Source organism: Paenibacillus sp. sgz302115 (assembly GCF_056120445.1).
This window is the reverse complement of the sequence record NZ_JBVYOK010000003.1, coordinates 194,560-215,433: the sequence shown is the minus strand read 5'-3', so window position 1 is coordinate 215,433 and position 20,874 is coordinate 194,560. Positions and strand designations below refer to the sequence as shown.

Sequence of the window (20,874 nt, the reverse complement as noted above, 5' to 3'; positions counted from 1 at the left end):
ATTCGCCGCCTCCGCCCGGTTCATAATTTGACAGTCTTTTTATACTGGGACAGCTTGGCGGCCAGTCTGCCAATGTCCAGCACAGATTCGACATGCTCAGCTTCAAAGCGGCTGCGGATCTCTTCCTTGCGGCGTTCTATTTCTTCAGGGCTCTTCAAGACATATTCTCCAAAATCAACTTCGTATTTATCTGGAATCAGAATGGCGAACGGCCGGCTGGCATTGCCGTATATGCGAAGAATGTCGAGGCTGTCTCTGATCTGCTCATCATCATCATAACCTGCAATCAGGATTGCCAGATCCGGCTGGAAGGCACGCAGATAAGAGACTTTGGTCGCTGCAATCACGAAGTTCTCATTCGGCAGCAGGGAGCCTTGTCCTGACAGCAGTACATAATCGCAGCCTTCGCTCTCCGCTTCACGGACGGCTGCATGAATGTAGTACGCGTATTGATTCAGCGGCCTGTGGGCGATAAATTTCATAATATCTCCGCCCGGCTGGTTGAACAGTGGAGCTGTAGGCTCGGTTATAATGGCCCGGACCTTCTCGCCTGCCTGCTTAAGCTCTCTGAATAATGACATTTGGGCGGTGAACTTACCCAGGCAGCCTCTTGTTGCGAATATCGCTACCTTGCAAATATTGTGGTTGTATGCGGCTATCTGTGCATCTACATCAAAATATGATAGATAAGTGGCTACTTCGTCTCCAGGGGAAGGAAATACATATTCTGCTTGAAGCCGGTGCTCCAGACTTGCGGGGATTTGCGGCTGAACCTCAATGGTAATTCCATGCTCGAACAGCCATTTCAGGGTAGGACCGTCGATAATCTCGTGCACACTGATGATCCGCAGCTTCCGCTCATGGGCCGCGATAACCAGCATTCTCCACAGCTGAGTGAGATTATGCTCGCCGTATACGCCTTCGTTATTGCCAAATGAAGTTCCCGGATCGTTCAGAATCAAGGCATCGGCAGCGTCAAGCACCTCTTCAATATTGTCCGTGACCGGAATACCCGCCGCCCTGCCTTCAACCAGCTCTGCCGCATCTGCACCCTTATGCAGGACAAAATCGACAACCGCCCTTATCCTGAAATCCGTCAAATCCCTGAACCTGATCATCCCTTGCGTGATCTTATTGAAGGGATACAACACCACATTGTCCATGCATAACCGCCTCCCATGATAGAGTATAGATAGACAACAACCGGCACACTTAACCGATTAAGCTGATACTACAATATTTTACCTATTAGATCAATACAAAGTAATAAAAGTATTTTTATTCCACATTACATCTATGATTGACTCCTGCCCCGCTCAAATGTTAATCTTTAGAAAATTGACGGATAGGAGACTGGATTGTTGAAAAAGACGACTATGAAGGACATCGCCATGCGGGCCAATGTATCCGTTGCGACCGTGAGCTATGTGCTGAACCGTGTGGATAATCAGACCATTCCTGAGAAAACGCGGCGCCAGATCATAGAGCTGGCCGAGGAGCTCCGCTATATTCCGAATCTCGCAGCTCGTTCTCTAGCAAACCAAAAAACCGGTCTGGTAGGCGTATTGGTCCACAAGTCCGAGCACATGCCCTACTGGAAGCTTCATGCCCAGCTCGCCTTCATTCATGCCCTGGAGCAGCGGCTTACAGCAGCCGGCTATCATACGCTGCTCTATTCTCTGAATGCAGATAACCCTACGCTGGATATTATCGTCGAACGCAAGCTGGAAGCCGTGTTTCTCATTGATGTGCGGGATGCGTCCTTTTACTCGATTTCCAGACACTTTGTTGAGGGGATTCCCCTGATTCTGATCGACAGCATGATTGAGGATAAGCTGTTCAAGCAGGTGGTGTTCAATTACCGCTCGGCGCTTGAGAAGGCCCTGCCGGACGATCTGTCGCAGGTCTGTTTGATTATGGAGAGCTTCAACAATTCGCTGCTGACCCGTTATATCCGCAGCAGTGTTCCTTTGGCTGACGATGCGGTCTTCGAGATCCGCGAGCTTCACGATTTGCTTCCGGCAACAGATCACCGTCGCTTCAAGCAGGCGATTGTGATCAATGAATTCATTGGCAGCCACATCGAGAAGACCGCCCGCTTCGAGCACCTGACTGTAATCTGTACCTGTAATTCTCCGGAAATGCTGGGTGAGGGCGTGGAGAAGGTTCTTTTTCATGGGGATAAATCGGAAGTGGCATTTGATCTCATGCAGAATTTATTGCATCATTCCGACTACTCTGAGCAAGACAATAACTGCTATTATGTTGACTAAATTTTTTTGAGGATTAACTTAAACGCTTAAGTTGAAAGGAGAATCGCTATGTCCGATCCGGTTTTGGCCAGACAGGCGGCTTCTGCTGCCCCCTCCTACCCGGGGCTTTGGGCCAACAAAAAATTTCTGCTGCTGCTCTGTTCCTTTTCTATTTCTCTGTTCGGCAATACCTTTCACAGCATCGCCCTGAGCCTTTGGGTGCTCCAGACTACCGGCAGCGCCAAATTAATGGCTGTGCTGACGATCATTAACCTGTTGCTTAGCTCGCTTATCGGGTCAATTGGAGGAACGTTCGCGGACCGGATCAACCGGAGAACAATCATGCTGGTTACGGACCTGATCAGCTCCGCGCTGGTTGTGACGCTTGCCCTGGTTATCTCCGTTTCTTCCTCTTCCTTCATTATCGTAGCCGTACTTACAGCGATGACTACCGTGTCGGCCCTCTTCCAGTCACCTGCCTACCAGTCCTCCATTGTCACCGTTGTCGGCAAAGAGCATGTCCAGCAAGCCGTTGGAATGCTTAACCTGTCGGAAAATATTTGCCGTACAGTCGGCTTTTCGGCGGGAGGGATTTTTGTAGCGACCTTCGGTGCGGCGGACGCCATTTTATTCGACGCCTTCACGTTTGTTGTCTCCTTCCTGCTGGTTCTCGCCGTCCGTTCCCTGCCGATGCCAGCCCGCGTCGATCAAGCACCTCAAGAGAAGAAGAAATTCATTCAGGATCTTGGAGAAGGCATGCGGTATATCTGGAAGTTCCCTTTTGCCAAGGCCGTTATCATTATGCTTCCGACGCTTACGTTATTCTTCATGCCTTCACTGATGCTGACCCAGGTCATGGCCGTCAAGATATGGAAGTCCAGCCCGTTCCAGTTCGGACTCATGGAAGCTTGCATTCCCCTCGGCTATATGATTGGCTCAGGCATGATCATGCTGCTCGGCTCCAGAATCAGACGGCGTGGCTTATTGATTATGGGCAGCCTGCTCTGTCTGGGCCCGATGTACATCCTGTTATCCTTCATCCCTTCTGCAGCCGCAGCCATTCCCATCATTCTGCTGATCGGATTCATCTTCTCATTCTGCACTCTGCTGATCAACACCGTTCTCAGGCTGGAGGTTTCGGAAGAGCTCCAGGGCAGAGTCTTCGGCGTACTGGGTTCGATTATGAGTGTTGCTCCGTCGATTGGCCTGACCGTTGTCTCTTACCTCTCAGATCATTTCAGTCCCGGCCCGGTTATGGGCTCCATTGGATTGCTGCTGCTCCTGTTCGCCCTATATGCCTCCACCAAGCTCAAGGTCATTCGAAGCTATAGATAACACTTATGCGGGCGCACCTGCAAAAGAGATCAACGATAGTAACATCGTTGATCTCTTTTGTTCATCTGCTATTCATTTTTAGCGCAATCACTGGCATCTATTATTTCACCAGGGCTAGAAGCTCAGACACTCCGATTTCGTAAGCAGGCTGGAAGTCCGCGGACTTCACATAGCTCAGCAAGCTGAACAGGAACTGTCTGCCTTCCGGTGTTGCCGCTGCCTGCTCGGTATCCAGCGGACATACCAGCAGATTTCCCGGGCCTACCTTGCATTCGAACAGGAAGCCAAGCTTATGGTTTCGTTCGAAATTGTCGATGGTCTGGACAATCGGACTCCATTCGCTGCCGGTTCCGTCCATGATGAGCGACCGTGAATGGGACACAATACTCCACCAGGGATAGGTAGAATATTCTTGGCACGGAAAGTGCTTGAATACCGGGTGCTCATTGCGGATCAGAAGTCCCATAGTGCCGACAGGCACCGGCCGGTTCATGCTCTCAGAGATCGAACGAAACATTGGATAACACCAGAAATCCGTACTGTAGAATCCTTCTATAGCATTGTTCAGGCTTTCCGGCTTAGGCATTAGAACAACGTTCTCTCCTTGTTCCAATAGAGCAAGGGCTTCGCCGGACAGCTCCCCGAACCAATGGACACCAGTGGTGTCAACAGGTACATGATTAGGATAAATCCAGAGATCATACGTTTTGCGGATATCCGTATTTCCGATCCTCAGGGACAAGGCAACCTGCGTCATGGTGTCCACGGCAGGCATATCTATCGCCAGATCACAGATATCAATGTAATTCTCTCCTTCAGGAACAGACACACTTGCTGTCCCATCCGCCAGCGTCTTCTGTCCATCACTGAGCTCCCAATACAGATCGACCTGGCCAAGCGGCTTGCTCAGGTAGCAGATTAGCTCAATATGCGCATTGAAGATCTCCTCTGACACATAGTTATACTTCTCGAATCTGGCCATGAGCACAGCATTGCTGCAGAAGGTACGCCATTCTTCGGGTGTGATGAGTCCCTTGGAATCCATGAAAGCGTCAAGAATGCCAACCAGTGCTGTTCCCTGTCCGCTGAAATCCTGAAGATCAAGCAGCTGGAACCCTGCGAGCTTCCTGGACCGGAAAGCGGCTTCCAGCTCTTCCTTATAGCAGGCCACCGCCAGCTGTCCGGAACACTCGAAGTATTTGGCGGCCAGGTGGCCCAGCCCTTTTTGCTCCAGCCGCTCGCGGAATATTTTAAAATTCTCGGCCTTCAGCGGCCCTCTATACTTTTCAATTTCATCAAAATTAGGATAGGTCGCATATTGTCCGATCTCATGGGAGATGACTGGAATATGGGGAATCCATTCTGTCGCCGCATCACTTACCTTAACCGTCTTGGCCTCGGTCCCGAACTGGATTTGCACACTTCCATCACCCTCTTCAGCCGCCTCTTCCCCACTATGGAAATCCGGAGGGATGATCTGCGCATCATAATCAGTCATGGTGCCTGGCACATCAGTCTGAACGTGGCCCAGCGGTGCATCACACATCGCATAAGAACCTCTGAAGAGCCGGTCTCTGGAAAAACGCACACCGCAGAAGAAATCATCATGCTCTTGAATAGAAGGCACCCATTGATGATTATTGGAGCCCTGAGTATACAGATGGCGATTGTCAAATGCCTTATAGTCTTTCAAAAAACCATCAATTCTGGACTTGCTGCCCCACAGCTCGTTACCCATCGACATCATCACAAACGAGGGATGGTTGCCGAATGCCCTAAGAATGGCATAACCTTCGCTGATCAGGTAATCCTGCTCCGCCTGATTATGCTGCTCGTCGGTCTCCTCGGTAATCGTTCCCCAGAACGGCAGCTCCGGCTCCATGTAGATGCCCAGCATGTCTGCGGCGGTAAAAGCGGCCTCCGGCGGACAGCAGGTATGGAACCTGTAATGATTGATGCCGTAGGACTTGGAGATGCCCAGGATTCTGAGCCACTCTTCCACCGTGGTTGGCGCATAGCCGGTCAGCGGAAAGATCAAGCCGTCGTGTTTTCCACGGAGAAAGGTTTTGGTTCCGTTGATGGTGAACTTGTCCCCATCCGCACGGAAATCCCGCAAGCCCACCAAAATCTCATGACTATCCAGAACTTCTCCATTCTCGTTCTTCAGATTAACTGTAAGCTTATACAAGTCAGGATTCTCATCACTCCAGAGTAATGCATCCTTCCCCATGGCATAGTCAATGGAGATATCCTTCCCGGAGAGTGCAAATTCCTGCTCCATCACTTCATGCACCGGCTGAGAGCCGCAGCTTCTTGCAGAGACGGCAACAACTCCTTTTCCCTCGCCTTCCAGCCTGGAAGTAATTCTAACCGACCGGTTCCTGATGTCCGTGTACACTTGTATATCCTTTAAGTAGGATTCCTTGAAGAACTGAAGCTCTATGCGGCCTGTGATTCCGTTCCAATTGGTCTGTGTATCGGGCGAGGTCAGATGTCCCCCTTTGGTCGGGTAACCGGTATTGTCTACGCGAATGGTTAAGGTATGTATACCGTGAACCAGTCCTTTCAGCTCATACAGGTGCGGCGTATTAAGACTGTTCTGTGTACCGACCTCCTGGCCATCCAGCCAGATTGTCGTCACGCGGGTTCTCTCCAGATATAGAAAACAGGTGGAGCCGGCCAAATGCCCGGGAATCTCCACTTCTCTTGAAAACCAGGCATATCCTTCAAATTGATATTCATCCGTCAAAGCTCCCGCCAGAATAGACTCATTCTTCGTCCCCTTACGGGCGTATGAAGTGGTGCCTGGAAGTGTAATGGAATCTTGGAACGGCAAGGATAAACCCTGTTTCAGGGTATCCAGCTGCAGCTTCCAGACGCCTTCCAAATTCATTTTCGCGTACATGTTCTCTATCACTCCTAATAGTAAGTAGACGATTCCATAGACATCCCCATAATCATTCAATATTTTGTAGAAAATGACAAGCACATTTTTGACATCCGGCGTACACAAAGAACCGGCCACCAATGTTCAGTGGCCGGTTCTTGTTGCACTTTAATCTTCGCTTTTTCTTAAAGTCATACTCAGCTTCCTATAGTGCTCCCACAACCGGATGCGGGACATATGGCTCTTCCAAGTACGTGATTTCTTCGGGCGTTAGCTTAACCGACAGGGCGGCAAGGCCATCTTCGAGATGGGACATTTTTGTAGTCCCGATAATCGGAGAAGTCACCGGCTCCTTCTGCAGCAACCAGGCAAGCGCGATTTGGGCGCGGGGAACGCCGCGCTGTTCTGCGATTGAAGCCACTCTTTCCACAATTAATCGGTCAGCTTCTGCCATCGCATCATATTTGCTTTTCTGCACCTGATCGGTTTCAGAACGGCGGGTCGTTTCCTTCCAGTCCCTCGTCAATCTTCCGGATGCAAGCGGGCTGTAAGGAATGACGCCGATTTTCTCTTCCTTGCACAGCGGCATCATTTCCCGTTCCTCCTCACGGTAGATGAGGTTGTAATGATTCTGCATTGTTTTAAACCGTGTCCAGCCATGCTTCTCAGCTACGTGATTTGCCTTGAGAAACTGCCAGGCATACATTGCCGAAGCTCCGATGTACCTTACTTTTCCCGCTTTCACCACATCGTGGAGGGCTTCCATCGTTTCTTCAATCGGCGTATTATAGTCCCAGCGATGAATCTGGTAAAGGTCCACATAATCCGTTCCCAGCCGTTTGAGGCTTTTGTCGACCTCGCTTATAATCGCCTTCCGGGACAATCCCGCTCCGTTCGGACCCTCGTGCATGCGGAAATATACCTTTGTCGCGATGACCACCTCATCCCGGTTAGCGTAATCTTTAAGCGCTCTACCGACGATCTCTTCGCTTGTCCCATCCGCATACACATTTGCCGTATCAAAAAAGTTTATGCCTGAATCAAGGGCCTTTTTGATGATAGACCGGCTCTGCTCCTCGTCAAGCACCCACGGATGAACCCAGCGCTCCGCAATGCCGAAGCTCATACAACCGATGCACAGCCGCGACACATCCACGCCGGTATTTCCGAGTTTCACATATTCCATTGTTAAGCACACTCCTCTTCAAGGGATAAGCTTAGACTACCCCCTGGAGTTCACTCCAAGTCAAGCGCAATTAAATATCAAATCTAGCGGAGCCTATTGATCTCACGATTGCAGGATCATTGTGTGAGAAGAACACGCTCTTCTTCGTATCCAGTGCGGCAATCTTCTCCATATCCTCACTGCTCAATTCAAAGTCAAAGACCTCGAAGTTTTCGATGATTCTTGCTTTATGGACAGACTTTGGAATGACAACAACATCTCTTTGGATCATCCAGCGCAAAATCACCTGAGCAACGGATTTCTTATGCTTCTCAGCCAGCGACACCAGAACCTCATTCTGGAACATGTTGTTTCTCCCTTCAGCAAAAGGCCCCCAGGACTCGATCTGAACATGGTTCTCTTTCATATAGCTGCCACTTTCAACCTGCTGGCAGAAAGGATGCGTCTCAACCTGGTTAACGGCTGGAACGACTTCATTATGAACCATCAAATCTGCCAAACGATCCATCTGGAAGTTGCTGACTCCGATTGCCCGGATTTTTCCTTCACGATACAGTTCCTCCATAGCACGCCAAGAGCCATGCACATCACCGAAAGGCTGATGAATTAAGTACAAATCCAAATAATCGAGCTGTAATCTCGCGAGCGATTTGGCAAAAGCTTTCTTGGTGCTCTCATAACCGGCATCCTGTACCCAGAGTTTTGTAGTAATAAACAGCTCCTCTCTTGGCACACCGCTGCGTTTGATTGCTTTCCCAACCGCTTCTTCGTTCCGGTAAGCCGCAGCCGTATCAATTAGACGATAGCCTGCCATAATCGCGTCATAAACACATTGCTCACATTCATTGGCATCTGCAATCTGATACACGCCAAATCCGAGTATCGGCATCTCCAGGCCATTGTTTAAAATAACGTTCTTCATATGAAACCCTCCTGTTACTAATATGATGATTCAAGTCACTCGCGTTTATCCATTGCATGCAACTGTAAGTCTATCACCTTCGAGTAACACGAAGTCAAATGAATCTTTTAGCTATGGATTTTCAAGGGTTCACTCAACAGATTTTAACGAGGTCCGTATTTAGAGACCCTCAATATAAATCTCGTCCATTATACTTCCAATGCGGTATGAATGCCCGGGCAATTCAGATTCGATAAATGCTTTCACACCACTTTTTTCAACATCATACATAACCTCTATTTCTTTCGAAAAGAGAACCTGCCCTTTTCCCAGTACCTTTGACAAATTTGATATCCTTTTAGGCTTAAGCTCATCTTTAATGATTTGCTGAAGTCCTTCTCTATAGGTTTCCAAGGTTCTGGCTCCGACAACTTTTACACCTTTATTTTCTTCATTGACCATAATTATGGTTGGGAATCCCCGCACACCAAGGCGGGAGGACATTTGGAAATCTTCTTCCAACCAATCCTGAGCTGACTCAAGAGCGGATTCCTCAACGATTGCTTTTCCATCCATGCCCAGTTTGTCAACGATATTTACCAGTACATCCTCTTCACCAATATTTTGATTGAATGCAAACACTGCTTCACGGGCGTGTCTCAAGAACTCACTTTCTTTGCCCTCTTGTTTGCGTTGAATCACTTTAAATACTCTGGAAGGAGGATAGGATGAAAGGATCGGATTAGTATGCCACAATGATCCATCTATTGGCATACGGGAGTGTTCCCCCACTTCTCTCCAATGTTGAGCAACATCTGAAGGCTTCTGAATTCCGTTGCCACTATCCGAGAATCCCTTCCAGCTGGCCAGCAAACCTCCCATAATCGTTTTCATATGAAAGTACTGGCCGTATTCCCGGGTAAACCGGTTCAGGACAGGCTCTAACGCCCAACAATGGGAACAAATCGGATCGGTAACGTAGTATAAAGTCACCTTTCTCTCTATTTGATTCAAGTCAATTTCTTGCACAGCATCTTCATCCCCGGGGCCGCATACCCCGGTCTCAAGATCACACACCATATTGGGATCACTCATGATTTAGCCCTCCTTTAATCTTTATTTCAAAGTGGTATGCAATTTAGTTCTTTGAATAGTATAATTATAAAATCTACACACTTTTACACAAGTACTATTATTTTTAATACCTAGTATATAAAATGAACTATTGGAGGAACCAAGATGAAATATGAATTTAGCTTAGAGCAACGCTGTCCGGCAACCTTCGCATTTCATGTTATTGGAGGTAAATGGAATTTACCCATACTTGCTTTTTTAAGTGAAGACGAATCCATCCGGTATAATGAATTAAAAAGAAAGCTTCATGGCATCACAGGAACGACGCTAACCAATTGTCTTAAAGATCTTATCGACAACGGAATTGTTCATAGAGAACAATACAATGAGGTGCCTCCGCGGGTAGAATACTCGCTTACCCCGTCAGGAAAGGAATTAGTGCCCCTTATTGAAGAAATCGTTGCTTGGGGTGAACGAAACATGCACGTGATATTGAAGAGGGGCGATCGTTATTAGTTGGCTAAGTGATCTCTATAAATTACAGAAGCGGGAGCCAAAAAAGGACACCGAACCCTCTTTGGTTAATGCCATCTTCCGGATGTATGACAGATTTCCCAGGATTGGACTAAGGGAGCGGATCGGTCAGCAGGATATGTCTCTGGATATCGCTGATGCTTATATCAATGGCCGAAACGCTATGATTGAAGCCGGGGTTGGAATCGGCAAGTCCTTTGGATACCTCATTCCCGGCCTGCTCATTAATCAGGTATCGCGGCAGCCGGTCATTATTGCAACCTCCTCCATTCAGCTTTCAGAGCAGATACATAAAGACTTAAGAGTGATCGGAAGCCGGCTCGGATTCACGACGGTTCGCTCCGTAGTTGGAAAAGGCATGGGCCAATATGCCTGCCGCCACAGGGCAGCGGGCTTGTTCGGGCCTGATGATTCAGGCTCCCCCCTATCAACCCTTGCGCAGCGTATTTTGAATTTTGAGATTGATGAAAGAGCGGATATCAAGGGCGGGATTAGCGATGCCGAATGGTCTAATGTTTGCGTGAATGATTGCATATTTGAACGCTGCCATTATAAAAATGCCTGTTTGTTTTATGATATGAGAGCAAAAATTAATGCCAGGGCTTGTGACATTGATTTCATTATCGTGAACCAGGACCTGCTCATCCGGGATTTGATTAAGAAAAAAGAAGGAACCAGAGGCATAATTACAGAGCAGCCGGCTCTGATCGTGATTGATGAAGCTCATAATCTGGAGGCAAAGGTCAGAGATGCAGGAACGCTTGAGTTTACTTTCCGGAGAACCTGCCGTATTCTGGATGATGCTTTGCAGATTCTCTTTAAGCAGTCCGGGGATAAGAGCCTCTTCTCACAATCCAAATTTTTAAAAAGCTGCGTTGAACGTATTTTTAGACAGATAGACGCTGATTTGCTCCTTGCAGCCAAGCAGGATAACGACCGTATAAAAGTGTCGGAGATTAAAGGTGTTCCGTTAAGCCGGGCGTCGCGTGATTTGAGAGACCTTAGTCTTAGCCTCTCAGTATTAACTTCCCGGCACGAGCGGGAGATCGATGATGTTTTTGAAGCAATGAACGGACTTATCGACCTCTTTGATGTCTTGGCAGGAGTAGAGGACAATTATCTCATATGGGCAAGCAATACCCTGCGTGAAGCGACGATCAGCATCTGCCCAAAAGCGATAAGCCAGTTTCTAAAATACACATTATTTAACGGCAAGACACCTGTTATCTTAACGTCAGCAACCATGTGTCAAGGCGGAGAAACGCTGGAGGAACAATACGCTTATTTGACGCAATCCCTCGGTTACACGGGTGATTATATGGACCGCCAATCCTCACCCTTTGATTACAGCAGCCATGCCATGATGTACATCTCGGGCAACATTCCGTACTACCGCCATGATAAGCGGGAATTATATCTTGAAGCAGCCTATACAGAAATGCTTAAGCTCTGTAATTTGACACAAGGAAGAACACTGGTCCTTTTTTCAGCCAAGGAGGATATGAAGTACATTCATAAGAAGCTGATTTCGGGTGCGGATGAGCTCAAATGGGCGTTGCATGTTCAAAAAGAGGGAGCTTCCCAGGACGGGGTAATCGCTGAATTCCGGGGCAGTAAAGGCGTACTCCTTAGTACCGGTGTATTCTGGGAAGGTGTGAATATCGAAGGCTCCGACCTGTCGCAGGTCATTATTTTCCGTCTGCCCTTCCCTGTTCCGGCCGATCCTATCTATGAATATAAGGCAGCTTTAGCGGAGAATCCTTTGAAGGAGGTTTTTGTCCCGGACATGCTTCTTCGGTTACGGCAAGGAACCGGACGTCTGATCCGTAGCGAAACTGACCTTGGTGTGCTCAGCATACTTGATTCCCGCCTCAGCGCCGCAGCCAAAAAGGATTACCGGGATAAGGTACTGGAAACTTTACCGTTTAAGAAGGTTACCGAGGATTTCTCGGTTCTGGAGAAGTTTGTTAAAGAAAAGGGAATAAAGCGTACTGTGTGAAAATGGAACAAGCCGATTACGTATCCAGCTTACTCGAACAAAATAAGAAAAGCTTGGGATAGGAAAAGACAGCACCGCTGAAGTATCAGCGGTGCTATTAACATAGGATATATACTAAACGTTAAGCGTACAAAATTGTCTTAGAAATATTCAATATTTCCTGATGAAGTTCCTTACTGGCCGCAAGAATACTACTCCCTGACTGATATATATTTATCGGATCCCCGTTTAAACAAGTAATTTTACCGCCTGCCTCTTCGATTAACAATTTACCTGCCGCAAAATCCCACGGTTTCTGAAGTGAGCTAAAATACGCATTGAATCGTCCGCAAGCCACGTAAGCCAGTTCCAGAGAGCCGCACCCAATCATACGGATTCCTCTGGACTCATTAGCTATATGATATACAAACCTTTCAAATCCAAGTTTCTGTTCTTCCTGATCATATCGAATATACGTAGAAATTAATGAATTGGTTAATGCCACTGATGTAGAATTAAGCAAAAGCCGTTTATTGTTCAGATATGCACCTGTACCTTTCTCTGCCCAAAAAAGTTCATCAGTAGAAGGATTATATATGGCCCCGCAAATCCCTTGACCATTCTGGTATAAAGCGATTGAGATCGCAAAACTTTCTTTTTGATGCAAATAGTTAGTTGTCCCATCAATCGGGTCAATAATCCAAATGAAGTCATCCGGCTCAAAAACTTCCCCTGTATAAGTTTCTTCTCCCATAATTTTGTGATGAGGAAAATCTTCCTTTATTCGTTGTACTACCATTTGCTCATTTTGGCGGTCTACGAATGTAACTAATTCTTTATGCGATGCTTTCGAACCTACACTAATGTGTCCTTCTATGTGCCGCAAACTGTTTTTTCCTGTCTCGATAACACATTCTTTGAGAACGTTAAGGTATTGTTTAGACATTTATATACCTCCGGAAAATATGGACATAATTGCTTGTTGTATGGCGTTACTTCAGCTTTTCTCCTTAATATAACCATATTTAGTGGAGTTACATTTTAATACATTCAGTTATTACGGAGACTCGCCATTATTATTTTCGGGAACAGCGTCTTTGCGGCTCCGAATCCATGCCGTTAGGGACAGTAGAAGACCGAGAGCAATGTTGCAGAAATCAAGAATAACATGGGTCGTTCCCAAATATGTTTCGAATTGTTCAACGCCGGAAGTTTGCCATATACTCAGCACTAGCGTAAGCAGGCCTATTGGAAGCACAAGCTGGCGGTAGTTGTTGAGTCTGAGCCACTGGCTAGCCCCCAACGATGCTGTGTACAGATAGGTGGTTAACTGAATGAATGTTCCGGGGAGCCAAACGATTAGCAGCAAGGCGTCCACATGCTGGATAAACTTACCTATTCCTATATACCGGACAACTTCAATAAACGGATAATTCAATGCGCTGACATGCTTGCCGAAGAGAAATACGGATACTAGCCCAGAGACAGACAATGTAACCATGAGAGTAAACCAGGTTAATAATACATACGCTGTCGTTTTCCTCTGATTCGACACGAATGGAAAATATATACCGAGCATCATATAACCAGAGAACCAACTGAACGGGATAATGGCCCCTTTAAGGGAAGGAACGATCCCTTCGCCCATAACGGGGAGGATATTGTTTACGTCCCATTCAGGAATTGATAAGATGAGCAGAAGTCCAAACACCAGGAAAGTTAGCGGCAGGAACAGTTGTGCCAGCCTTCCTAGAACCTCCACCCCTCCTCTGACGGCGTAGGATATAAGTAAGACAATTCCGCAAACGGCAACAAAGGGTGGCGTTTTTTGTAAAAAGACAGCCGAAATAAAGTCGCCAAACTCCCTCAATATAACAGAAGTCAGATTGATACCATAAAATATGACGGCAAGCCCCGCGGCTCTGCCGAGCCAAGGTCCAAGCAGCCGCTCGCTGTACTGAATGATGGTTTCCTTCGGAAACATACTGTTGAGTCGGAGAATCATAAGCACAAACAGCAATCCGGGCAGGTGAGCCCAGATCGGTGATATCCATAAATCGTGCCCGGCTTCCTTTCCCGTTATTTTCGGAATATACAGGATTCCGTCGTAGGCAGTTACCGAATAAAAAAGAAGACCTAGCTGCGCTGCGGAAATCTTCCCTTTCTCTATCATAAGTCAACTCTCCTCCCTTCAACCCGAAGTCAACCGCTTAAATATACTGTTATACATATCGATCGGTCCTGGCATATTGGGAAATAGAAGGATGAGCACAGCCATAAGCCATGCAACACCTGCAATGGCGATCAGCGATACCCGCTCTCTCTTTTGGTTGTTTCCCAGACAACGCCATTCGGCCCAAACCATCAAGGCGGTTGCAAACGTTGCTCCCGCCACCTTCACCCAGGTCACTTGGCTTCACACCTCTTTTCAGGATTCGCCGACAGGCACACTGTTCATCCCAATTTGTCTGATTTTCACCTTAACCTGCACGTCTGTTTGCATCGAAGGATAAATTTGCTTCCAGTGGTCATGTATATGTTTCCATTTCCGGGGATTGTGGCGGTCAATCGCATCGCCGAAGCCAAAAATATCGGCTCCCATTCTTTGGGCTTGCTTAATTGTTGCCTCCGTCTTATGGCGGATGTCGTCGACCGCCACCTCTTCAACATTGTGAATAAACTTCGAATCAGATGTTTTAAAGCGGGTCGTATTTTGAACAATGCTCATCTCGGCTTCGATCAAAATGTCCATATGCGGTATTTCTCCCTTAAGATTAGGAGCGAGCCGGGTGCTGGAAGAAAGGACTCCAAGCGAAATGAGCGAAGAGGAGGGCCGCTCCAGCTTCACCGTCTCAACGTCGCCTCTCATTTGTTCCAATATCCATTTAGCCCCAGAGTAAGACTCTCCTTGAATCAATCCGGCCATATGGTAACCAGAGAAGGCAGCATAACCTTTCACATATGGGACGTTTTCCTCGCCGTCATGCGTGGTATCAACGTAAGGTATAAATGCCTCATTTGAAATATTTCCGAGTTTCTGTACGAGGCTATTAAGCGTTATTGGTCTGCGGAAGAGACGCTCGGATTCACCTTCCAGAAAATCCGCTTTGGTCCGTTCGAGCGGAGAGGTGGAAGCGAGAAAATCGCGTGCTGTTCCCTTGCTGACGAATGGCTTAACCCGCAGACGAACATTGCTGTCGCGCACGAGATAATCCAACTGTTCCCTAAGCTGGCTATGAGACAACGCCTCTCCAACGACCAACATTTCAAGCTGCCCCCAATAGATAGTGCGGGACAGCTTAGTCTGCAACTCGGAAGCAGCATCCGCCGCAGTTGCTCCTGAAGCGGTCCAAATCAAAGATGAACCGCTACTTTTTGAGTTATTCTTGCCCTTTTGTGTCTCACTCCCTCTCTCCTTAGGAATGACAATCTCCAGTGATAATTCAATCTTCCCATCTTCATTTAGGTCCAAACCGGCTGTAGTCACAATCGCCAGATCATTAACTTCCTCACGATCCCAGCAGCCCGTCACAAACAGCAAACCGGCTACCGCCATTACGAGCAATACTCTCCTACTTCTCTCCATAATCCGTCAGTTCCCGCCTCCTCTGTCTGAGCCCGGCTTCTGCCCTCGGGAAAGCCGCTGGAGGTTCCGCAAATTCGTAAAACCGGGACGCCTTTTCATTTTCCATCGGGGAGCCCGAATCATGAAATCCTTCATTTCACTTGCCACAAAAGGCGCTAAAGGAGACAAGTAGGGGACACCGTAAGAGCGAAGCATACACAAATGAATGGCAATAGCTATAATGCCAAACGTCACACCAAGCAAGCCTAGCGTCCCCCCCAGTATAATGAGTGGCAGTCTCAATAGACGAATGGCGAACTCCAGAGAATAATGAGGAGCCGTGAATCCCGCAATGCCCGTAAAAGCAATAATAATGACAATCGGGGCCGACACGAGCCCGGCCGATACAGCGGCTTCTCCTACGACCAGCGCACCGACGATTGTAACAGCGGAACCGATTTGCCTCGGAAGACGGAGCCCGGCTTCACGCAGCACCTCGAACGCGAGCTGCATCATTATAACTTCTACGAAAGTCGGAAACGGGATTTCCTCACGCGCTGAGGCAATGCTGGCCAACAGCTTACCTGGCACCATTTCATGATGAAAATTCAAAATCGCGACGTACACTGCCGGAAGTATCATGGACAAGAGGAGCGTCCAGTACCGCAAAAAACGCAAAAAGCTGGCGTATACTGTCCGGTTATAATAATCGTCAGCAGCCTGGAGAAGCGTAGCCAGCGTCGAAGGAACAATGAGCACATCCGGCGTGCCGTCGACCAGCAGAACGATACGGCCTTCGAGCAAGCCCGCTGCCGCCACATCAACCCGTTCCGTAAACTGCTGCTGCGGAAACGGCGAGTATGGATTGTCTTCCGTCAGCTCTTCTATGTACCCGGTCTCTAGTACGCTGTCAATATCAATGCGCTCGAGCCTGGTTTGTACCTCATGTAATAAGGAAGTCTTAGCCAAGCCGTCTATATAAGCAATGCAGACTTCAGTCCCTGTATAGCTGCCAATTCTGTGCGATTTTACTTGCAGCTTCACACTCTGGATCCTCCGCCGCAATAGCGAGAGATTGGTCTTGATCGATTCGGTGAAGCCTTCGCGCGGCCCCCGCAGCGATGTTTCAGTCTGAGGCTCTTCTATACTACGCTTCTCCCATTGATCGAGTCCCAACAGTAACGCACCGGTACAACCGTCAATAAAAAGCAAAGGATTTCCTTTAATCAATTGATCAGCGCATTCCTCAACAGTCGCAGCCTCATCAACAGAAATGACAGGTAAAAGGCGCATTTTAACGGATTGCAAATCGTTGCTTAATCCATCCCCCGATTGCATGAGAGGCTTCAAGACGCTTTGATCGATCTCCTGCCTATTCGACATGCTGGGAATATTAACGAGTTCAGCCCTGATTGTTCCGCCAATCAAAAACGAGCGAAACGAAATGTCATCGGCTTCACCTAGTATTCCTTTTAGTGCCTCTACATTGCGGTCTAATTCAGCAACGAAAAGAGTGCCACGTGTCTGCATCCCACCTCCTCCTGTCGCCAGTACTGGTTATAGCAGTTCAGCTTTGTTAAAGTACGGTTATTTTAACCATGGTGGCGAATTATTATCCCATCTTTCACCAGCCACTCCATAGCAAAGAGGACTCTCGGATAGGAGAGCCCTCATCTTGTATTCTTACGCTATTCCAGCTTCTTCTTATTAGCTGCGATTTGATTATTTCTTTCTTCCACCAATTTATCGTAGCCATTATCCTTGCGGTATTGGACAAAATCATTCATCGCCTGATCGATTTCGCTATCCGATTTGGCATCCAGGATCTTGGCGATCGTCTGCGACCAGTTCTGATCGATCTTCTCTTTATTTCTGGAGGATTCTTTAGATAGATATACATCCAGACTCGCTAATTCGAATTGCGGCACCACATGATCCTGAGTCCACTTCTTAGGCTGCTGCAGAGCCTTCGGGAACTGAGAAATTCCCATTTGCCGGGAGAGCAGAGCGCTATCCTGCAGCCACAGATGAGTTGTCAAGCCAACCTTCTTCTCGAAGCCGGCAGGATCGGTCTGCTTGAACTCGAGCAGATCCGGATTCAAGACAGGCTTTCCGTCCTTGATGGTGTAGGTTTCGCCCTCGCGGCCAAAGTCCATTACGTTGTTGCCGTACTCGCTGACCAGATAAGTTAGAAGTTCCATCGCCTTTTGCGGGTCCTTGGCATTCTTGGTAATAAAGGTCTGTGTCCAGCCTTCAATGGAAGTGCCCGGCAATGCGGTTTTATTACCTGTCGTAGAAGATGGCCCGTTCACGGCAATGTACTCTTTGTCCGGGTGCTCCTTCGTCCACACGGACAACGGATCCGGCTCACTATTCAGATCCGAAGCGAAATACACAAAGTAGCTGCCATTCGTTAGCCGCGCATTCTTGTCGTCCTGGGTCATTGTAATCATGTCCCGGTCTGTCAGCCCTTTCTGCCGGGCATCGACAATCACTTTAAGCCATTTCTGAAAATCTGCATCTGTATAGCGGTCATAATATTTACCGTCTTTCGTCAACACAGGGACCCCGATAAAATCGGCCAGCGTTTTATTGAAAATTCCGTTCGGATCAAAGTTTCCTTTTGCGAAATTAGGTACCCCCAGCGGAATGACTGTTTTTCCCGTTTCATCCTTCACAGCCAGCTTCTGCGCAGCTTCCAATGCCGAAATAAATCCTTCCGGCGTGGTCATATCAGGCTTGCCGAGCTGTTCATAAATATCCTTCCGCACCAGAAATGCCTCGTTGGCATAAATACCGCCTTTCTCATAATCCGATGTCGTGTTTGAGAAGTTAGGATATCCATAAATATGGCCGTCGTCCCGTGTGAAGAACTTGAGCGTTTCCGGTTTGGCCGCTTTTTCCAGAAAATAAGGGTCATACTTCTCGGCCAGAACATCCAGTGGAATCGCGAATTTTTCAGCATCCTTAACAAAAGGGTTGGTTCCATCCATAGTAATGATGTCCGGCAGATCTCCAGAGGCCATCATCGTGTTCAGCTTGTCATCGCTGCCGCCCAAGTAAGTGATGTTTACTCCGGTATCCTCCGTAATATACTTGGAAGACACGTCATTGCCCCAGACTTGAGCGAACCAATCGAAATTAATATACCAGTCAAGATCAGCCTTTGCCTTGTCGTTCTTCCAGCTCGGCGTATCTTTGGATACTTCAATCTTCGAGTCCGGCAAATTTTCGCCTGTCTTCTTGCCGCCACAGGCAGTCAACGATACTGCTAATGCAACCAAAGTCAGAAGGGTGATCGATTTCTTCATAACATGCTCCCTCGCTTTTATCATTATTCTTTAACTCCTCCGACCAGCATGCCGCTAATAAAGTATTTCTGAAGGAATGGGTAAATCAGCATAATAGGTAAGGTCGTAATGATCATCGTAGCCTGTTGTAAAGATTGTGTCGTAAAAGCCTTGGAAACATACACCCCTGCTTTGGCAGAGCTTGCAGCACCTGCGCTAGTTAGCAGTTGGTACAAATAATATTGAATCGGATACAGTGACTTATCCGTTACATACAGCTTAGCCACGAAGAAATCATTCCACTGGTACACCCCGTGAAACAAGGCGATCGTCGCCAGCACCGGGAAAGACAGCGGGACAATAATTTTGAAGAACACCTGAAATACACTGGCCCCGTCAATCTTGGCTGATTCTTCAATTGATTCCGGCAAGCTCCTGAAGAAGTTCATTAAGATGATCATGTCGTAAAAGCTGAATAGCACAGGGATAATGTACACCCAGAAGCTGTTTGCCAGGCCGAGCGACTTGGCCACCAGAAATGACGGAATCATTCCGCCGTAGAAGAACATCGTGATGACGCCCATACGGATAAATATCTTTCTTCCCAGTAAATAAGGCTTGCTCAGAGCATAGGCTGCAGCCCCTGTAATGGCCAAATGCCCGATGACACCGATTACAGTTTTGGCCACCGTAATTCCAAACGCCCTGTAAATGGTCGCATCCTTCAATATGGTCTCGTAGTTTACCAGCGTAAATTCTCTCGGGAATAGATAAATGCCCCCTTTCATCGCGTCATACCCGTCATTGAAAGAAAGGGCGATGATATTGATCAAGGGAAATACGATGATGGCAATAAAAAACAGCATGAACAGCACGTTAAAAACGTTAAATATTTTCTCGCCTCTATCCAGCCCCATATAGCTCCCTCCCTTCTAAAAAATTGTACTATCGCTAAGCTTCTTGGTTAAGAAATTGGCTACCAGCAGCAGTGTGACCGATACGACGGACGAGAAGATTCCGACCGCTGTCGCGAATGAGAAGTCTCCTTGCGTCAGACCTAAATGATAAACATAAGAATCAATGACTTCACTGCGCAGCATGTTCGAAGAATTTTGCAGGACGAGCGTCTGATCCAGATTCGCTCCCAGGATAGAGCCTACACGCAGTAAGAACATCAGCACGATAATATTTTTGATACTGGGAATCGTGATATACCAAATTCTCTTCAAGATTTTCGCCCCGTCGACCTTCGCCGCCTCATATAACGATGGATCAATTCCAGTTATGGCAGCAAGATAGAGAATCGTTCCCCAGCCAACCTCTTTCCAAATATCCGACAGCGTCGCTATCCACCAATAAGCATTCGGATTTGACAGGAAGGAGAGCGGTTCAGATATGAGATGCGTCGACAACAGGAAGCTATTCATGAGTCCCGACGAGCCGAGCCAGGATGTAATCATTCCGCCGAGAATAACCCATGACAGGAAGTGCGGTAAATAAGATATTGTCTGCGAAAACTTCTTGAAGAATCCTAATCTGATTTCATTGATTAATATAGCCAGGACGATCTCCAGCGGAAACCCGATCAACAGCTTCATCAGGCTGATGCCCAGAGTATTCGTCAGCACATTGTAGAAATCTTTGTCCCCCAAAAAGGCTTTGAAATTATCCAAACCTACAAATTCCGACCCCGAAAAACCGGATAACGGAGAATAATCCTGAAAGGCAATGATCAATCCGAGCATCGGGACAAAAGAGAAAATAATCATCAATATAATGCTCGGCCAGACCATCGCTTGAAGCTCCCACTGAGATAAAAATTTATGTTTAAATTTGGACATCATCCGTATGCCTCCTCTCTCTTCAGGTACA

Annotated in this window: 17 protein-coding genes; 4 read left to right on the top strand and 13 right to left on the bottom strand. The window is 47.5% G+C overall.

What is annotated here, in order from left to right; genetic code table 11:
* Nucleotides 1–20 precede the first annotated feature (20 nt).
* A complete protein-coding gene (locus AC0LWN_RS09190) occupies nt 21–1,163 on the bottom strand; it encodes a DUF1611 domain-containing protein (protein WP_474664475.1) in 1,143 nt (380 codons plus the stop codon).
* A gap of 198 nt (nt 1,164–1,361) precedes the next feature.
* Between AC0LWN_RS09190 and AC0LWN_RS09185 the strand changes: the two genes are divergently transcribed.
* A complete protein-coding gene (locus tag AC0LWN_RS09185) occupies nt 1,362–2,273 on the top strand; it encodes a LacI family DNA-binding transcriptional regulator (protein ID WP_474664473.1) in 912 nt (303 codons plus the stop codon).
* A 48-nt stretch (nt 2,274–2,321) separates the two neighbouring features.
* The gene (locus AC0LWN_RS09180) at nt 2,322–3,587 is read left to right on the top strand and encodes an MFS transporter (protein ID WP_474664471.1); all 1,266 of its coding nucleotides are present in this window, start codon (nt 2,322–2,324) and stop codon (nt 3,585–3,587) included.
* 100 nt (nt 3,588–3,687) lie between these two features.
* Here the strand turns inward: AC0LWN_RS09180 and AC0LWN_RS09175 are convergent, their stop codons facing one another.
* The 4 genes from AC0LWN_RS09175 to AC0LWN_RS09160 form a co-directional block, all read right to left on the bottom strand.
* A complete protein-coding gene (locus tag AC0LWN_RS09175) occupies nt 3,688–6,600 on the bottom strand; it encodes a DUF8487 domain-containing protein (RefSeq protein WP_474664469.1) in 2,913 nt (970 codons plus the stop codon).
* Between the two features lie 79 nt (nt 6,601–6,679).
* Nucleotides 6,680–7,660, bottom strand: a complete 981-nt coding sequence (locus AC0LWN_RS09170; RefSeq protein WP_474664467.1) for an aldo/keto reductase — start codon at nt 7,658–7,660, stop codon at nt 6,680–6,682.
* 70 nt (nt 7,661–7,730) lie between these two features.
* Nucleotides 7,731–8,582, bottom strand: a complete 852-nt coding sequence (locus tag AC0LWN_RS09165) for an aldo/keto reductase (RefSeq protein WP_474664465.1) — start codon at nt 8,580–8,582, stop codon at nt 7,731–7,733.
* A 159-nt stretch (nt 8,583–8,741) separates the two neighbouring features.
* Entirely contained in the window at nt 8,742–9,656 is a 915-nt protein-coding gene (locus AC0LWN_RS09160; RefSeq protein WP_474664463.1) for a DsbA family oxidoreductase, read from the bottom strand.
* A gap of 144 nt (nt 9,657–9,800) precedes the next feature.
* On the opposite strand from AC0LWN_RS09160, the gene AC0LWN_RS09155 reads away from it, so the two are divergent.
* Nucleotides 9,801–10,151 (top strand): winged helix-turn-helix transcriptional regulator, encoded by a 351-nt coding sequence (locus tag AC0LWN_RS09155; protein WP_474664461.1) that lies wholly within the window; start codon nt 9,801–9,803, stop codon nt 10,149–10,151.
* A gap of 61 nt (nt 10,152–10,212) precedes the next feature.
* Nucleotides 10,213–12,168 carry an ATP-dependent DNA helicase gene (locus tag AC0LWN_RS09150; RefSeq protein ID WP_474664459.1) on the top strand — a complete coding sequence of 652 codons (1,956 nt, stop codon included), beginning with the start codon at nt 10,213–10,215 and terminating at the stop codon, nt 12,166–12,168.
* A gap of 121 nt (nt 12,169–12,289) precedes the next feature.
* Here AC0LWN_RS09150 and AC0LWN_RS09145 read toward each other — a convergent pair whose 3' ends face one another.
* The 8 genes from AC0LWN_RS09145 to AC0LWN_RS09110 form a co-directional block, all read right to left on the bottom strand.
* Entirely contained in the window at nt 12,290–13,093 is an 804-nt protein-coding gene (locus AC0LWN_RS09145) for an inositol monophosphatase family protein (RefSeq protein WP_474664457.1), read from the bottom strand.
* 111 nt (nt 13,094–13,204) lie between these two features.
* Complete coding sequence (locus tag AC0LWN_RS09140) at nt 13,205–14,320, bottom strand: GerAB/ArcD/ProY family transporter (protein WP_474664455.1); 1,116 nt, start codon at nt 14,318–14,320, stop codon at nt 13,205–13,207.
* A gap of 18 nt (nt 14,321–14,338) precedes the next feature.
* Nucleotides 14,339–14,557, bottom strand: a complete 219-nt coding sequence (locus tag AC0LWN_RS09135) for a hypothetical protein (protein ID WP_458966809.1) — start codon at nt 14,555–14,557, stop codon at nt 14,339–14,341.
* An 18-nt stretch (nt 14,558–14,575) separates the two neighbouring features.
* Complete coding sequence (locus AC0LWN_RS09130; protein ID WP_474664452.1) at nt 14,576–15,703, bottom strand: Ger(x)C family spore germination protein; 1,128 nt, start codon at nt 15,701–15,703, stop codon at nt 14,576–14,578.
* A gap of 36 nt (nt 15,704–15,739) precedes the next feature.
* Nucleotides 15,740–17,242 carry a spore germination protein gene (locus AC0LWN_RS09125; RefSeq protein ID WP_474664450.1) on the bottom strand — a complete coding sequence of 501 codons (1,503 nt, stop codon included), beginning with the start codon at nt 17,240–17,242 and terminating at the stop codon, nt 15,740–15,742.
* Nucleotides 17,243–17,400: 158 nt separating this feature from the next.
* Entirely contained in the window at nt 17,401–19,047 is a 1,647-nt protein-coding gene (locus AC0LWN_RS09120; protein WP_474664448.1) for a type 2 periplasmic-binding domain-containing protein, read from the bottom strand.
* Nucleotides 19,047–19,919 (bottom strand): carbohydrate ABC transporter permease, encoded by an 873-nt coding sequence (locus AC0LWN_RS09115; RefSeq protein ID WP_474664446.1) that lies wholly within the window; start codon nt 19,917–19,919, stop codon nt 19,047–19,049. The genes AC0LWN_RS09120 and AC0LWN_RS09115 overlap by 1 nt, the downstream gene beginning before the upstream one ends.
* Before the next feature lie 15 nt (nt 19,920–19,934).
* A complete protein-coding gene (locus AC0LWN_RS09110) occupies nt 19,935–20,846 on the bottom strand; it encodes an ABC transporter permease (protein ID WP_474664444.1) in 912 nt (303 codons plus the stop codon).
* Nucleotides 20,847–20,874: the final 28 nt, after the last annotated feature.

Bases quoted from the DNA above. Each gene is read 5' to 3' on its own strand.
- AC0LWN_RS09190 (WP_474664475.1), bottom strand. From the start codon at position 1,163: ATGGACAATGTGGTGTTGTATCCCTTCAATAAGATCACGCAAGGGATG.
- AC0LWN_RS09180 (WP_474664471.1), top strand. From the start codon at position 2,322: ATGTCCGATCCGGTTTTGGCCAGACAGGCGGCTTCTGCTGCCCCCTCC.
- AC0LWN_RS09170 (WP_474664467.1), bottom strand. From the start codon at position 7,660: ATGGAATATGTGAAACTCGGAAATACCGGCGTGGATGTGTCGCGGCTG.
- AC0LWN_RS09165 (WP_474664465.1), bottom strand. From the start codon at position 8,582: ATGAAGAACGTTATTTTAAACAATGGCCTGGAGATGCCGATACTCGGA.
- AC0LWN_RS09160 (WP_474664463.1), bottom strand. From the start codon at position 9,656: ATGAGTGATCCCAATATGGTGTGTGATCTTGAGACCGGGGTATGCGGC.
- AC0LWN_RS09155 (WP_474664461.1), top strand. From the start codon at position 9,801: ATGAAATATGAATTTAGCTTAGAGCAACGCTGTCCGGCAACCTTCGCA.
- AC0LWN_RS09145 (WP_474664457.1), bottom strand. From the start codon at position 13,093: ATGTCTAAACAATACCTTAACGTTCTCAAAGAATGTGTTATCGAGACA.
- AC0LWN_RS09140 (WP_474664455.1), bottom strand. From the start codon at position 14,320: ATGATAGAGAAAGGGAAGATTTCCGCAGCGCAGCTAGGTCTTCTTTTT.
- AC0LWN_RS09130 (WP_474664452.1), bottom strand. From the start codon at position 15,703: ATGGCGGTAGCCGGTTTGCTGTTTGTGACGGGCTGCTGGGATCGTGAG.
- AC0LWN_RS09125 (WP_474664450.1), bottom strand. From the start codon at position 17,242: ATGCAGACACGTGGCACTCTTTTCGTTGCTGAATTAGACCGCAATGTA.
- AC0LWN_RS09120 (WP_474664448.1), bottom strand. From the start codon at position 19,047: ATGATAAAAGCGAGGGAGCATGTTATGAAGAAATCGATCACCCTTCTG.
- AC0LWN_RS09115 (WP_474664446.1), bottom strand. From the start codon at position 19,919: ATGGGGCTGGATAGAGGCGAGAAAATATTTAACGTTTTTAACGTGCTG.
- AC0LWN_RS09110 (WP_474664444.1), bottom strand. From the start codon at position 20,846: ATGATGTCCAAATTTAAACATAAATTTTTATCTCAGTGGGAGCTTCAA.